The organism is Kribbella sp. NPDC051936, assembly GCF_040680955.1.
GTDB lineage: Bacteria > Actinomycetota > Actinomycetes > Propionibacteriales > Kribbellaceae > Kribbella.
On record NZ_JBFAXS010000002.1, the window covers coordinates 1 to 14,668 of the forward strand.

A 14,668-nucleotide genomic window follows, 5' to 3' on the forward strand; every position below is an offset into this window, starting at 1 on the left:
GAACACAGCGCCGGAGCCCCGCCCTGCCCAGCCCGATCCCCCCTCAAAACCCCAACCCACAACCACTCATCAACCAGCCACACGAAAGATCGAGGCTAGGTCCTGTCTGGTGATCCAGCGCCGTCGCGAGGAGGTGCTCGGTGCGGTGCCTCGGCGTGCTGGAGCGAAGGCCTCGATGCGGATCCATCGTGGTCTTTGCTCCAGTGCGGCGAGGTGCCGTGCCGAGTGCCCCGCAGTAGGCGATGGATTGCCAGAGAGGGCCTAGGCAGCACCTGCACCCGGGCGGAGGAACCCTGGGTGGATACGGTTCGTGGCATGAGCGTGGGTGATGTGGCAGTGCGGGCGGCGGACGTCTGGAAGCGGTACGGCGGTGGCTTGACGCAGGTGGACGCACTGGCCGGTGTGAGCGCGGACTTCGGGAAGGGCCGGTTCACCGCGATCATGGGACCGTCCGGCTCCGGCAAGTCGACCCTGCTGCACTGTCTGGCCGGCCTCGACAAGCCCACCGACGGGAAGGTGTTCCTCGGTGACGTCGACCTGACCACGCTGCCGGAGAAGCAGCTCACCCATCTACGCCGCGACCGGATCGGGTTCGTGTTCCAGGCGTTCAACCTGGTCCCGACGCTGTCCGCGCTGGAGAACATCACGCTCCCCCTCGATCTCGCCGGTCGCAAACCCGACCAGGACTGGCTGACCACGGTCGTCGACACGGTCGGTCTGATGGACCGCCTCCGGCACAAGCCGTCGGAGCTGTCCGGGGGTCAGCAGCAGCGGGTCGCCTGCGCCCGCGCGCTCGTCTCCCGGCCGGACGTGGTGTTCGCGGACGAGCCGACCGGCAACCTCGACTCGCGGGCGTCCGGTGACGTCCTCGGGTTCCTGCACCGCTCCGTGCGGGACTTCCAGCAGACCGTCGTGATGGTCACCCACGACCCGACCGCGGCGTCGTACGCCGATCGCGTGCTGTTCCTGGCCGACGGCCGGCTGCGGTCCGAGCTGGTCGACCCGACCGCGGAGTCCGTGCTCGACACCATGAAGGAACTCGACCTCGAGCAGGAACACCGGGACAGGGCCGGCAGCGCCGCGGGCGAGCTGGCCGGCTGATGTTCAAGCTCGGCCTCCGCTCGGTCCTCGCGCACCGGCTCCGGTTCGTGTTGTGCACGCTCGCCGTCACGCTCGGCGTCGCGTTCGCGGGCGGCGCGATGGTGTTCACCGACACCCTCTCGACGGCGCTGAAGAAGAACTTCCAGGTCAGTACGGCGGACATCACCGTCACGCCCGCGTCGCCGATCGAGACCGGCACGGACCGCCCCGCGATCTTCCAGTCCGACGTCGTCGACCGCGTCCGTACCGTTCCCGGGGTCCAGGACGCGGCCCCGCAGCTGATGATCAGCAACGTCCAGATCCTCGGCCCGGACGGCAAGCTGCTGCAGAACTACGGCCTGTCGTCCTTCGGCGCGAACTGGCCGCGGGACCCGCAGAACGCGCCGTTCAAGGTGCTCACCGGCGTACCGCCGTCCGGCAGCGGCCAGCTCGCACTCGACGAGTCCACCGCGGACCGCGCGGGCTATTCGCTCGGCGACCAGGTCCGGATCGTCACGCCGACCCGGGCCGTCACCGCGACGCTCACCGCGACCACCACGCCGGCCCAGGCCGGCGCGGCGGCCGGTGCCCCGCTGGTCAGCTTCGACGGCGCGACGGCCCAGCTCCTGCTGCTCGGGAGGCCGGGCTGGACGTCGGTCACTGTCTCGGTCCAGCCCGGGACCGACCCCGGCACGGTCAGCCGCGCGATCGCCAAGGCCGTCGGCGACTCGGTGCAGGTCCGGACGGCCAAGCAGGTCACCGCCGACGGCGAGCACGACCTCGACAATACCTTCGGCGGGTTCGGCACGGTGCTGCTGCTGTTCGCCTTCCTCGCGCTGTTCGTCGGCACGTTCCTGATCGTCAACACGTTCGCGATGGTGGTCGCGCAGCGCTCCCGGGAGCTCGCGATGCTGCGCGCGATCGGCGCGTCCCGCGGCCAGATCACCGGCACGATCCTGGCCGAGAGCGCCGTCATCGGGTTCGTCGGCGCCACGCTCGGACTGCTGATCGGGATCGGCGTGGCGGTCGGGATCCGGTTCTTCTACGAGCGGCTCGAGCTGCGGATCCCGACGGCGGCGCTGCAGGTCAGCCCGACCACGATCATCGCCTGTTACGTGATCGGCATCGGGGTCACGATGGCCGCCGCCGCTCCGGCCGCGCGCCGGGCGGGCAAGCTGCCGCCGGTCGCGGCGATGCGCGACGACGTCCGGGTCCCGGAGCGCTCGCTGCTCGTCCGGGTGCTGATCGGCGCGTTCATGCTCCTGATGGCCGTCATGTTCTACGCCATCGGCGTGAACGCCGGCGGCGTCCCCGGAGCCGTCCTGATCACGCTCGGCACCGGCACCGCGGTGCTCGCGATCGTGATGCTCAGCCCGCTGGTCAGCCGGTACGTCGTCCGCGCGCTGATGTCCCCGTTCGGCCGGAAGGCGCCGATCACGCTCGGGCGCCGCAACGCCGAGCGGAACCCGCGCCGTACGTCGGCGACCGCGGCGGCGCTGATGATCTCGGTCTCGCTGATCTCCGGCCTGCTGGTGATAGGGGCCTCGGTGAAGGCCTCGATCGACCGGAGCATCGTCGAGGCGCTCGGCTCCGCCGACATCCTGATCAGCAACGACGGCGCGCCCAGCTTCAGCACCGAGGTCGGCGATCGGGCCGCGAAGGTCCCGGGGGTCAGCTCCGTACACCGTGTCCGCCAGCAGACGGGCGAGGTCGGCAAGGCGAGCGTCCGGATCAGCGGGGTCAGCGACGGGACGCTGGCCGGGCCCGTCACCACGCACTTCGACGCCGGCTCGGCCGCGGCGCTCGATTCCGGCCAGGTACTCCTCCCCCGCAACCTCGCCAAGACCCTCACGCTCACGGTGGGCAAGACCTTCGCCCTGAAGACCACGAGCGGCACCCACACCCTGACCGTCGGCGGCATCCTGGCGCCGAACCGGCAACTGAACGCGGTCGTCGTGTCACTGTCCACGTACGAGACGCTCGGCGGCTCGCCGAGCGACAACCTGCTGTACGTCGGGGTTGCCGACGGCAATCAGGTGGCGCAGGTCCGGACCGCGATCCTCGACCAGCTGCGGACGGACTACCCGGCGCTCCAGGTCCGCGACCAGCAGGCGTACGCCGCGGTCGCGCGGGAGCCCGTGAACGGCGTCCTGGCCGCGGTCGGGTTCCTGCTCGCGATGGCGATCCTGATCGCGCTGCTCGGCATCGTGAACACGCTCGCGCTCGGCGTCGTCGAGCGGACCCGGGAGATCGGGCTGCTGCGCGCGATCGGGATGGACCGGCCGCAGCTCGGCCGGATGCTCCGGGTCGAGTCGATCGCGATCACGCTGTTCGGGGCGCTGCTCGGGCTGGCGATCGGCGTGACGTTCGCGGCCTCGGTGCAGGCGGCGATGGTCGACGACGGGCTCGCCGTCCGCGACATCCCGGTGCTGCAGCTCGTGATCGCGGCCGCGGTCGCGATGGTGTTCGGCGTACTCGCCGCTGTCTGGCCGTCACGCCGTGCTGCGCGCCTCGACGTCCTGCGGGCCATCGCGTCGGAATGATCGCAGGATGGCACGTGGCGTGACGCCTGAGGTGGAGCCAGACCAGTGATTCACAGGTAGCCTGCCGGTGTGCCGGGGACCGTACAGTCGATCGAGCGGGCCGCGGCGGTGCTGCGACTGCTCGCCGCCGCGCCCGACGGGCTGGGGGTCGCCGATCTGGGCAACGCGCTCGGGCTCGCGAAGCCGACCGTGCACGGGATTCTGCGGACGCTGCACCAGGTCGGCTTCGTCGACCAGGACCACAGCGGCGCGCACTACCACCTGAGCGACGCCTTCGGGCGCCTCGGTGAGAGCTACCTGGACCCGAACGAGCTGCGCAGCCGCGCGATCAACTGGGCCGATTCGCTGGCGTCGCGCAGCGGTGAGGTGGTCCGGGTCGGCCGCCTCGTCGAGGGCAAGGTCGAGGTCGTGCACCACGTGTTCCGCCCCGACGACAGCGACCAGGACCTCGACGTCGGTACGACGCTGCCGCCGCACGCGACCGCGCTCGGGAAGGCGGTGCTGGCCTTCGACGCGAGCGGCGCGGCACGGCCGCGGAAACTCGAGGCGTTCACCACCCGGACGATCACCGATCCGGCGCGGCTGGCCGAGGAGCTCGCGACGGTCCGGGCGCGTGGCTGGGCGACCGAGTTCGAGGAGCACACCGTCGAGCTGGCGAGTATCGCGGCGCCGATCCGGGGTTTTGGCGGGCTGGTCGTCGGCGCCGTCGGCCTGGCCGGCCGGGTGGAACGGATCTGCGACAGCCGGCTGCGGCACCGCGGCGACCTGATCAGCATGGTCCGCGCCACCGCCGACGCGATCGCCCGCGATCTCCGCGACGACACATGACCGGGGGCGGCCGGGTGAATGAGGGGTGGGGGGATGGCTGAGCAATACGTGGCGGCAGTGGATCAGGGGACGAACTCGAGCCGGTGCATCCTGTTCGACCGGCGCGGGCGGTTGGTGTCGGTGGCGCAGCGGGAACACCGACAGCTGTTCCCGCGGCCGGGATGGGTCGAGCACGACGCCGAGGAGATCTGGCGGAACGTGACCCGCGTGGTGCCGGCGGCGATCCGGCAGATCGGCGCGGCGCCGTCCCAGGTCGTTGCCATCGGCATCACCAACCAGCGCGAGACCAGCCTGCTCTGGGACCGCCGGACCGGGCAGCCGATCGGTCACGCCGTGGTCTGGCAGGACACCCGCACCGACCGGCTCGTCACGGAACTGGCGGGCGAGGAGGGCCCGGACCGGTTCGCGGACCTGTGCGGCCTGCCGTTGACGACGTACTTCTCCGCCCCGCGGATCCGCTGGATGCTCGACCACACCCCCGGGCTGCGGCAGCGGGCCGAGCGCGGCGAGATCCTGTTCGGCACCATGGAGACCTGGCTGATCTGGAACTTCACCGGCGGCGCGGACGGCGACGCCCAGCACGTCACCGACGTCACCAACGCCAGCCGCACGATGCTGATGAACATCGAGACCCTCGACTGGGACGACCAGCTGCTCGAGGCGTTCGACGTACCGCGGGCGATCCTGCCCGAGATCCGCCCGTCGTCCGGGGTGCTCGCGACCGCGACCGAAGTCCTGCCCGGGGTCCGGATCGGCGCCGCGCTCGGCGACCAGCAGGCGGCGCTGTTCGGTCAGACCTGCTTCAGCGCCGGCGAGGCGAAATGCACGTACGGCACGGGGTCCTTCCTGCTGATGAACACCGGGCAGGAGATCGTCCGGTCCAAGCACGGGATGCTGACGACCGTGGCGTACCGGATCGGCGACCAGCCCGCGTCGTACGCGCTCGAGGGCTCGATGGCGGTCACCGGGTCGCTCGTGCAGTGGTTCCGCGACGGGCTCGGCATGATCCACACCGCGGCCGAGATCGAGACGCTGGCGCGCACGGTCGAGGACAACGGCGGCGCGTACATCGTGCCCGCGTTCTCCGGGCTGTTCGCACCGCACTGGCGCAGCGAGGCGCGCGGGGTGATCGCCGGGCTGACGGGCTACATCACCAAGGGGCATCTGGCCCGGGCGGTCCTCGAGGCGACCGGGTTCCAGACGCTCGAGGTGGTCGACGCGATGAACGCGGACTCCGGGATCGCTCTGACCGCGTTGAAGGTCGACGGCGGGATGACGGCCAACAACCTGCTGATGCAGTTCCTGGCCGACCTGCTCGACGTCCGCGTGGTCCGGCCGATGGTGACCGAGACGGTGTCGCTGGGAGCGGCGTACGCCGCCGGGCTCGCGGTCGGGTACTGGCCCGATCTGGAGGGGCTGCGCAGCAACTGGCACCGCGCGGGCCAGTGGGTGCCGCACATGGATCCGGCCCGCCGCGCGACGGAGTACGCGAACTGGCAGGCCGCCGTCCAGCGCACCTTCAACTGGATCCGCACCGAGGACCACGAGCTGTAGCAGCCCCTTCGGGCACGGCCGAGGAGCGTCAGCCGGCCCTCTCCGGCAGCCGGCCGCGGAACAGCTGGATGCTGACAGCAACGACCCAGATCCAGAAGATCGCGTACGGGATCAGCCACACCGGTGTGGTCCACACCGCGCGGCCGACCAGGAACCCGACGGCGGCGGCGATCGCGACCCAGCCGAGCCAGCTCGGAAGGGACGGCGTGCCGAGCATGATCCAGCCGGCCGCGGCCAGGAACACGGCCAGCGCCACCCAGGAGTTGGCGAACCCCAGATTGCCCATGTCGAACGCGTACCGGGCGATCTGCGGGTCAACGCCCTCGCCGGTCCGGTACGCGGCCAGCTCCCAGCCCGGGCTGATCAGCAGGACGACGAAGGCGACGCCCGACGTGAGCGCGATCGCCGATCGCCAGGCCGGCTGCCCCTCCGCTTCACGAAGGACCACCCACAGCACCGAGACGAAGCAGGCCAGCGCCAGGACGGCGAGCAGGCCCAGATACGTCCCGATCGCGTAGAGCGTGTCGTGCCGCGCCTCGAAGAACCGCAGGATCTCGTCGCCGGACGCGTCGAACGCCGGCTCGCCCCCGCCGACCTGCACCAGCGCCTGGCTCGTACCGACCAGGACCAGGCCGGCCAGGCCGCTCGCTGCGCCGGTCACCGACATCGTCCGCCAGGGACCGCGCAGCTGTGCCGTCTCCCTCATGTGTCGTCCCTCCCGCTCCGAGTAAGGCACGGGAGGGACGACGGCGTCCAGACGTCAGGCGGGCGAGACGATGTCCGGGGCCTCGAGGCGGACCTTGTCGGCGGACTCGTCGTCGGGCTGGTCCTGCGAGTCACGCTCGGACTGGACACGCTTGAGGTAGAACGACACCTCGCGGTCGATCGTCGCCTCGTCCCAGCCGAGGATCGGCGCGACCAGCCGGGCGGCGGCCTCGGCGGCGCCGACCCCGCGGTCCCAGGCCTCGATCGAGATCCGGGTCCGCCGGGCCAGGATGTCGTCGAGATGACGCGCCCCCTCGGCCTTGGCGCCGTACACGATCTCGGCCTTCAGGTAGTCCTGGGTGCCCGGCAGTTGTTCGCCGAGCGACGGGTCCTCGGCGACCAGTTCGAGCACCTCGTCGATCAGGGCGCCGTACCGGTTCAGCAGGTGCTCGATCCGGGCCACGTGCAACCCGGACCGGTGCGCGATCAGCTGCCGCTGGTTCCACAGCGCCTGGTAGCCGTCGGCGCCGACCAGCGGGATGTTCTTCGTGACACTGCGCGGCACCCGCCCGTCGAGCGCGTCCGCGGCCGCGTCGATCGCGTCCTTGGCCATCACCCGGTACGTCGTGTACTTGCCACCGGCAACCACCACGAGCCCCGGCGCCGCGTGCGCGACGACGTGCTCGCGGGACAGCTTCGACGTACTCTCCGACTCGCCCGCGAGCAGCGGCCGCAGACCGGCGTACACGCCCTCCACGTCCTCGCGGGTCAGCGGCGTGGTGAGCACCGCGTTCACGTGGTCCAGCAGATACTCGATGTCCTTGCTGGTCGCCGCCGGGTGCGCCTTGTCCAGGTGCCAGTCGGTGTCCGTGGTGCCGATCAGCCAATGCCGGCCCCACGGGATGATGAACAGCACGGACTTCTCGGTGCGCAGGATCATCCCGGTGCTGGACTGGATCCGGTCCTTCGGTACGACCAGGTGGATGCCCTTCGAGGCGCGGACGTGGTACTGCCCGCGCTCCCCCACCATCGCCTGCGTGTCGTCGGTCCAGACGCCGGTCGCGTTCACGACCTGCTTCGCCCGGACCTCGAACTCACGGCCGCTCTCCAGGTCCTTCGCCTGGACGCCGGTCACCCGCTCGCCCTGCCGCAGGAAACCGGTCACCTTCACCCGGTTCGCGACCAGCGCGCCGTACGACGCCGCGGTCCGGGCGAGCTCCATCGTGTGCCGCGCGTCGTCGACCTGCGCGTCGTAGTACTGCAACGCGCCGACCAGCGCGGACTTCTTCAGCGACGGGACGAGCCGCATCGCGCCGCGCCGGGTCAGGTGCCGGTGGATCGGCAGCCCGGCCCCGAGACCGGAGCTGACCGCCATCCCGTCGTACAGCGCGACGCCGGCGCCGGCGTAGAACCGCTCCCACCAGCGGTGCTGCAGCGGGTACAGGAACGGAACCGGCTTCACCAGGTGCGGCGCCAGGCGCTGCAGGAGCAGACCGCGCTCCTGCAGCGCCTCGTGCACGAGCCGGAAGTCGAGCATCTCCAGGTAGCGCAGGCCGCCGTGGATCAGCTTGCTGGACCTGCTGGAGGTGCCGCTCGCGAAGTCGCGGGCCTCCAGCAGTCCGGTGGTCAGGCCGCGGGTGGCGGCGTCGAGCGCCGAGCCGGTGCCGACCACCCCGCCACCGATCACCAGGACGTCCAGTTCCCGTCCGTCGGCCAGCGCGTCGATCGCGTCGGCCCTTGCTTGCGGTGACAGAGCCACTACAGCCACTGTGTTCGTCCTTCCGATTTCGTTGGTCGTGCTCAATCAGTCGACGTCGACCCAGTCAAGGGTGCGCTGGACGGCCTTCTGCCAGCCGGCGTACCCCTGAGTGCGCTGTTCGTCGTTCCACTGCGGCTCCCACCGCTTGGCCTCGTTCCAGTTCTGCACCAGCTCGTCCTTGGACTTCCAGAAGCCCACGGCGAGCCCGGCCGCGTACGCCGCGCCGAGCGCGGTGGTCTCCGCGACGACCGGCTTGCTCACCGGTACGCCGAGGATGTCGGCCTGCATCTGCATGCAGAGCTCGTTCGCCGTGACACCGCCGTCCACCTTCAGTACGTCGAGCTTCACGCCGGAGTCCTTCTCCATCGCGTCCGCGACGTCCTTGCTCTGGTAGCAGATCGCTTCCAGTGTTGCGCGCGCCAGATGTGCGTTGGTGTTGAAGCGGGACAGGCCGACGATCGCGCCGCGGGCGTCCGAGCGCCAGTACGGCGCGAACAGGCCGGAGAACGCCGGGACGAAGTACACCCCGCCGTTGTCCGCGACCTGACGGGCCAGGGTCTCGGTCTCGCTCGCACCGGAGATGATGCCGAGCTGGTCACGCAGCCACTGCACCGCCGAGCCGGTGACCGCGATCGAGCCCTCGAGCGCGTACACCGGGGCCTCGTCGCCGAACTTGTAGCACATCGTGCTGAGCAGGCCTGCCTTCGAGCGGACCAGCTCGGTGCCGGTGTTCAGCAGCATGAAGTTGCCGGTGCCGTAGGTGTTCTTCGCCTCGCCCGGGTTGAAGCAGACCTGGCCGACGGTCGCGGCCTGCTGGTCACCGAGGTCGCCGGTGAGCGGTACGACGCCGCCGAGCGGACCGTTGGCGAGCGTCTCGCCGTACTTGTTCGGGTCCGACGACGGACGGATCTCGGGCAGCATCTGCCGCGGGATGTTGAAGAAGCTGATCAGCTCGTCGTCCCAGTCGAGGGTCTCGAGGTTCATCAGCATCGTGCGGCTGGCGTTCGTGACGTCGGTGACGTGCACGCCGCCGTCCGTCCCGCCGGTCAGGTTCCACAGCAGCCAGGTGTCGGTGTTGCCGAACACCGCGTCCCCGGCCTCGGCCGCCTCCCGGACCCCGTCGACGTTCTCCAGGATCCACTGCACCTTGCCGGCCGAGAAGTACGTCGCCGGCGGCAGACCGGCCTTCTGGCGGATCACGTCGCCCTTGCCCTCGCGCTCGAGGGCGGACGCGATCCGGTCGGTCCGGGTGTCCTGCCAGACGATCGCGTTGTAGTACGGCCGGCCGGTCCGGCGGTTCCACACCACCGCGGTCTCGCGCTGGTTGGTGATGCCGAGCGCGGCCAGGTCGCTCGACTGCAGGCCTTGTGCGTTCATCGCGGTCCGGATCACCGAACTGGTGCGCTCCCAGATCTCCACCGGGTTGTGCTCGACCCAGCCCGCCTGCGGCAGGATCTGCTCGTGCTCCAACTGGTGGATGCCCACCTCGTTGCCCGAATGGTCGAAGATCATGAAACGGGTGCTCGTGGTGCCCTGGTCGACGGCGCCGACGAAGTCAGCCATGGAAAGTCCTCTCCTCACAGTGCGCTGTAGTGCGTTGCATCATGCCGCCGTCTCCCCCTCGGGCGTCGGAACCCGGCCCGGCTCCTCGTCCACGTCGCTGACCGGCAGATACCGGCCGACCAGCAGGTCGTAGAGCAGACCGCCGATGAGCGCACCGATGATCGGTCCCACGATCGGGACCCAGAAATAGGGATCCCCGAACTGGTCCTTGAAGGCTCCTCCGTAACCGGTCAGGTAGGAGGCCAGCCGCGGGCCGAAGTCACGCGCGGGGTTGATCGCGTAGCCGGCCAGGGTGCCCCAGGCCATCCCGATGCCGACGACCAGCAGGCCGATGATGAACGGGCCGAGGTTCGCCGCCGGCGCGGTGTTGCGCAGGTCGACGATGGCCAGGATGACCAGCATCAGGATCGCGGTGCCGATGATCTGGTCCAGGAAGCCGCTCCACATGCCGGCCCCGAGCTCGGTGTTGCCGTTGCCCGGGAGGGTGGAGAACACACCCTGGCTCTTGATCGTCAGTCCGGGGTCGAAGTGGTGCAGCACCTTCGAGTAGTTCCAGCGGACCACCAGCGCCGCCGCGAACGCGCCCAGGAACTGTGCCCCGATGTACGGCAGCACCTTCCGCCAGGCGAACCCGCGGAAGACCGCCAGGGCGATCGTCACCGCGGGATTGATGTGGCCACCGCTGAGCCGGGCGGAAACGTAGACGCCCATGATCACGCCGATACCCCAGGCCCACGCGATGGAGTCGTGATTCCCGATGCCGCCCGCCACCACTTGGGCGACCACCCCGACACCGAACAGGATCAGGATGAACGTTCCGGCGAATTCCGCCGAACACTCCCCCAGAAGGGTTCTTTGTTTGACCGCTTCGGTCGTAGCCATGCTTGGCCTCCCTTCAAGCCGTGACGACCACGGCTGGCTGGAATGTAAGAGCCAACCCCCCTCGGTACAACGCCCGCCGTTCGACATTGTCGAACGATGCCCACCGACCGCCCAGCTACGACACTCAGTAAGCGCGTGATTGCTCACAGGCAGCGGTAGAGGCCACCCGGCCCGGGTTCGGGTCCAGCGGGGCTTCCGTCATGAGTCGACCGTACGACGCTAGGTTGTTCTTCCGCGTCCGATCCGCCTCCGGGAGCTCCGCCTATGGCTCTGTCGCCGTACACCTTTCGAGGTGCGCTGTCCGTCCTCGACATCGACGACCGGAACCGATCGGCGCTCGAGCGGTTCTTCGGTACGGCGGTGTTCGCCGGCGCCGCCACCGCGACGCTTGCGGGCGGACCGGTCGCCGGGCTCACCGCCGCCGCCTGGCTGTCGCTGATCGACCCGAAGAACGAAGCCGTGAGTCTGCTGGACGCCCTCGTCAGCAAGGTGTCCAAGAGGCTGCGCGGCACGAAGGACAAAACCCAGCTCGAGCTCGTCGTGGCCGCTCACACCATCACCGCCGTCGCCTCGTTCTTCGACGCGCTGCCGCACATCATCGGCCCGAACTACCGCGACCTCGGCCTCACCGACAGCGAGCGGCGCCGACTCCTCGCCGTCCCCGGAAGCGAGCACGACGAGCTGTTCGATGTCGTCGTACCCCTGTCGTCGCCGGAGCTCGGCCTCGAGGCGAACCTCCAACGCAACCTCGAGCCGTACTACGAGGCCCTCGGACGCCGGTGCCTCGACTTCTTCACCGGACTGGAGGCGTGGAGCCGGCTCGAACCGGTGCCGGTGGCCGGGCTCCTCGACGCGATCGTCGAACGGGCCGCATTCCTGTACCGCAGCCGGATGCTGGAGCTCAGCGCGTCCGCGCCGTTCGGTCTGTGGGTGACACTGAACGAGTTCGCGGGCACCCGCGAGCTGATCCGGGCGCAGACCGCGGCGCTGGGTGAGCTCACGACGATGCTCTCGATGGTGATGCCCGGTACTCCCGCGCCCCGGAACGGCTACCGCGAGAAGCTGGCGCTCGCGGCCCGGGAAGTGCTCGACGAGCCGCTGCTGCGGTCCCGTACCCAGTCGATCGCTTCACCCACGGTCCGGGACGGGTTCGTCGAACCGTCCTTCCACTACGCCGTCGCCGACGATCGGTCGCGACCGTCCGACGAGGGCTGGTGGTCGGAGCAGCCGGAGCACTCGTCGCTGGTCGAGTACCTCGCAAGCTACCTGGCCGGCCCGGACGGCGCGCGCCGCCCGCTTCTCCTGCTCGGCCATCCGGGCGCCGGCAAGTCGTTGCTGACCGAGGTGCTTGCTGCCCAGCTGCCCGAAGACGCGTTCGCGGTCGTCCGCGTACCACTGCGCTCGGTCAATCCGGACGACGATCTGACGCTTCAGGTCACCAAGGAACTGCAGCGCGCCCTTCAACGACCGAACGCCGATCTGGACGAGCTGCGCCAGGAGTGCGGCGCCTGCGGGTCGTGCTCGGATCCGGGCAGCTGTCCGCATCGCTGCCACCTCGTGGTCCTCCTGGACGGCTTCGACGAGCTCGTGCAGGCGACCGGCGTGACGCAATCGGCGTACCTGTCGAAGGTCGAGGAGTTCCAGAAGCGGGCCCGAACCCTGGGTACGCCGACGTCGGTGATCGTCACGTCCCGAACCGTCGTCGCCGACCGCGCCGAGATCGCGACCGACACGCCGATGATCAAGCTCCGCGAGTTCGACCGGGCGCGGATCGAGCGGTGGCTCGGAGCGTGGAACGCCGCCCATGCCGGGATCGCGTCGTTCGTCCCGCTCGAGATCGACGAGATGACGGCCTCGGACGAGATCGCCGAGCTGACCGGCCAGCCGTTGCTGTTGCTGATGCTCGCGGTCTATCTGGCCGAGCTCGGCACGAACCAGCTGGGCGGCGCCGATCTGACGCAGAGCGAGCTGTACCAGCGGATCCTGGACCGCTTCATCACCCGCCAGATCACCGAGAAGACCGCGCCCGGCGCTTCGGAGGCCGAGCAGAAGTTGCTGCAGCGTCAGCGACGCCGGCAACTCCAGTACGCCGCCATCGGCATGTTCAACCGTGGCCGCCAGCACATCACCGACAGCGAACTGAACGCCGACCTCGCCGCACTCGACCCACCCGCCGCCGCCTCGGCCGCCATCCAGCCCCTGAGCGCAGCCGACCGGGTCCTCGGCGAGTTCATGTTCGTCCACAACCCCCGAGCCGACCGCGAACAACGCAGCGCCTACGAGTTCCTCCACGCCACCTTCGGCGAGTTCCTGGTCGCGGAACTCGTCCTCGAACTGCTCGTCCAACTCATGCGCCACCGCGAACTGGAAGCCACCGAACTGGCGCCGCAGCCGAGCGGCCTCAACGACGAGCTCCTGCGCCGGCTCCTCGGCCACCAGCCGCTCAGCAGCCGCGGCCCCGTCCGGCTCTTCATCGCCGAACTGGCGGAGCGACTCCCCGACCATCACCTCGAGTCGCTCCAGGCCACCATCAGTGCGTTGCTACGCCGCGAACTGAACCGCCCTGACGCGGGCGACCAGCTTTACCACCCCACGCAGTACGACCCGGTGCGCCGCCGCGCCTGCTACACCGCCAATCTCACTCTTCTCCGCGTCCTGATCGACGACAACTCGGTCCCGGTACAGGAGCTCGTCGGGCCCGACGCGGCCGAGCGCTGGCGCCCCCTGGTGCATCTGTGGCATGCCGGTATCGACCCCGCGGGCTGGTTCAGCGTCATGACCGCACTCGGCGTGGAGCCCCTGGCGGAACCATCGCCCTGGTGGGAGCTGCGGCTCTGCTCCAGGATCGACTCGACGACCGACGTCATGATCAACGAAGCTGAACTGCTGGGCGACCTGACGCTCAAGGCGAGGTTGATGGTCGGAGCTCTTGGGGCCCAGGTCGCTGACGATCCAGGGGATCCGTGGCAGCAGCATGATCTGGCGGCGATCGAGCAGATAGCGGTCATTCACTTCGCGAGCTCGGGCACACCGGGTTTCGATCATCCACTCCCCTACGACCTCACGTGGTACCGGCGGTTACTGACGATCCTGTCCGGACGACCTTCCGTGAACAGCAAGGTCAAGCGAGCAATCCTTGTCCTGCTCTCCCGGGCAGCCGGCCACCTGTCCGCCGAAGAGGTCGCCGGCCTGCTCACCCATGCGTACCCGACCCCCGCATTCACCGGCTACGAAGTCGAACTCGCAGCTACTGCGATCAGCCACCCGAGTGTGCTGGACGCGATACCCGGCCTCCGGGACCACATTTGCGCAGTTCCGGCCGAGGTCGCGCCGACGGTCGTCGCCATGCTGTGGTACGCCGAGAAGGATGCGGCCGGGGCCTTCCGCGAGCAACTGCGGGACATGCGGCTCGAGGTCGACCGCCGACTGGCGCAGACGCCGGTCGCCTGCACACACACCTATTTCGCTCCGCAGTTCGTCACCTATCTGCGCGTCGAGCAGCCAAGCCACTGGACGGCCCAGCGCGGCGCTCTGAGCGTCTTCCACGGCCTCGAGGGGGAGATTCTCGCCAGCATCACTCCCGAGGACATGCTCCACCTGGTGGAGACCTGGCCCGAGCACGCCGATGCCCTCTTGAAGCTCTACCTGGAGAGCCGGGCCGTTGCACTGGAAGCCGGTGACATTCTGGTTGAGGTGCTGCGAAAGGTCGCTCGCAGCTGAGCGACCGCTGAGAGAGCCGGCGGCGGGCGTGCCA

General features: G+C 69.7%; 9 protein-coding genes. 5 read left to right on the top strand and 4 right to left on the bottom strand.

The window, feature by feature from the left end; genetic code table 11:
• The first annotated feature begins 315 nt into the window (after nucleotides 1–315).
• The 4 genes from AB0L64_RS05745 (at nucleotide 316) to glpK (AB0L64_RS05760) (ending at nucleotide 6,005) form a co-directional block, all read left to right on the top strand.
• Nucleotides 316–1,101, top strand: a complete 786-nt coding sequence (locus tag AB0L64_RS05745; RefSeq protein ID WP_363708126.1) for an ABC transporter ATP-binding protein — start codon at nucleotides 316–318, stop codon at nucleotides 1,099–1,101.
• Nucleotides 1,101–3,623 carry an FtsX-like permease family protein gene (locus tag AB0L64_RS05750; RefSeq protein ID WP_363708128.1) on the top strand — a complete coding sequence of 841 codons (2,523 nt, stop codon included), beginning with the start codon at nucleotides 1,101–1,103 and terminating at the stop codon, nucleotides 3,621–3,623. The genes AB0L64_RS05745 and AB0L64_RS05750 overlap by 1 nt, the downstream gene beginning before the upstream one ends.
• A 69-nt stretch (nucleotides 3,624–3,692) precedes the next feature.
• Nucleotides 3,693–4,451, top strand: coding sequence for an IclR family transcriptional regulator (locus tag AB0L64_RS05755; protein ID WP_363708130.1), 759 nt, complete (start codon nucleotides 3,693–3,695; stop codon nucleotides 4,449–4,451).
• Between the two features lie 33 nt (nucleotides 4,452–4,484).
• A complete protein-coding gene (gene glpK / locus AB0L64_RS05760; protein WP_363708132.1) occupies nucleotides 4,485–6,005 on the top strand; it encodes a glycerol kinase GlpK in 1,521 nt (506 codons plus the stop codon).
• A 28-nt stretch (nucleotides 6,006–6,033) separates the two neighbouring features.
• Here glpK (AB0L64_RS05760) and AB0L64_RS05765 read toward each other — a convergent pair whose 3' ends face one another.
• Genes AB0L64_RS05765 through AB0L64_RS05780 form a run of 4 tightly spaced genes read right to left on the bottom strand, consistent with a single transcriptional unit; the run spans nucleotide 6,034 to nucleotide 10,914 of the window.
• Nucleotides 6,034–6,711 carry a hypothetical protein gene (locus tag AB0L64_RS05765; RefSeq protein WP_363708134.1) on the bottom strand — a complete coding sequence of 226 codons (678 nt, stop codon included), beginning with the start codon at nucleotides 6,709–6,711 and terminating at the stop codon, nucleotides 6,034–6,036.
• 54 nt (nucleotides 6,712–6,765) lie between these two features.
• On the bottom strand, nucleotides 6,766–8,478 hold the full coding sequence (locus AB0L64_RS05770; protein ID WP_363708136.1) for a glycerol-3-phosphate dehydrogenase/oxidase: 1,713 nt from the start codon (nucleotides 8,476–8,478) through the stop codon (nucleotides 6,766–6,768).
• Nucleotides 8,479–8,514: 36 nt separating this feature from the next.
• Nucleotides 8,515–10,032, bottom strand: coding sequence for a glycerol kinase GlpK (glpK, locus tag AB0L64_RS05775; RefSeq protein ID WP_363708138.1), 1,518 nt, complete (start codon nucleotides 10,030–10,032; stop codon nucleotides 8,515–8,517).
• A gap of 39 nt (nucleotides 10,033–10,071) precedes the next feature.
• Entirely contained in the window at nucleotides 10,072–10,914 is an 843-nt protein-coding gene (locus AB0L64_RS05780) for an MIP/aquaporin family protein (RefSeq protein WP_363708140.1), read from the bottom strand.
• Nucleotides 10,915–11,178: 264 nt separating this feature from the next.
• Here AB0L64_RS05780 and AB0L64_RS05785 point away from each other — a divergent pair, with 264 nt between their 5' ends.
• The gene (locus AB0L64_RS05785; RefSeq protein WP_363708142.1) at nucleotides 11,179–14,634 is read left to right on the top strand and encodes a hypothetical protein; all 3,456 of its coding nucleotides are present in this window, start codon (nucleotides 11,179–11,181) and stop codon (nucleotides 14,632–14,634) included.
• The last annotated feature ends 34 nt before the right edge of the window (nucleotides 14,635–14,668 follow it).

What these genes read in the sequence shown, in the direction of transcription:
- AB0L64_RS05745 (WP_363708126.1), top strand. Translation starts at nt 316, where the DNA reads ATGAGCGTGGGTGATGTGGCAGTGCGGGCGGCGGACGTCTGGAAGCGG.
- AB0L64_RS05750 (WP_363708128.1), top strand. Translation starts at nt 1,101, where the DNA reads ATGTTCAAGCTCGGCCTCCGCTCGGTCCTCGCGCACCGGCTCCGGTTC.
- glpK (WP_363708132.1), top strand. Translation starts at nt 4,485, where the DNA reads ATGGCTGAGCAATACGTGGCGGCAGTGGATCAGGGGACGAACTCGAGC.
- AB0L64_RS05765 (WP_363708134.1), bottom strand. Translation starts at nt 6,711, where the DNA reads ATGAGGGAGACGGCACAGCTGCGCGGTCCCTGGCGGACGATGTCGGTG.
- glpK (WP_363708138.1), bottom strand. Translation starts at nt 10,032, where the DNA reads ATGGCTGACTTCGTCGGCGCCGTCGACCAGGGCACCACGAGCACCCGT.
- AB0L64_RS05780 (WP_363708140.1), bottom strand. Translation starts at nt 10,914, where the DNA reads ATGGCTACGACCGAAGCGGTCAAACAAAGAACCCTTCTGGGGGAGTGT.
- AB0L64_RS05785 (WP_363708142.1), top strand. Translation starts at nt 11,179, where the DNA reads ATGGCTCTGTCGCCGTACACCTTTCGAGGTGCGCTGTCCGTCCTCGAC.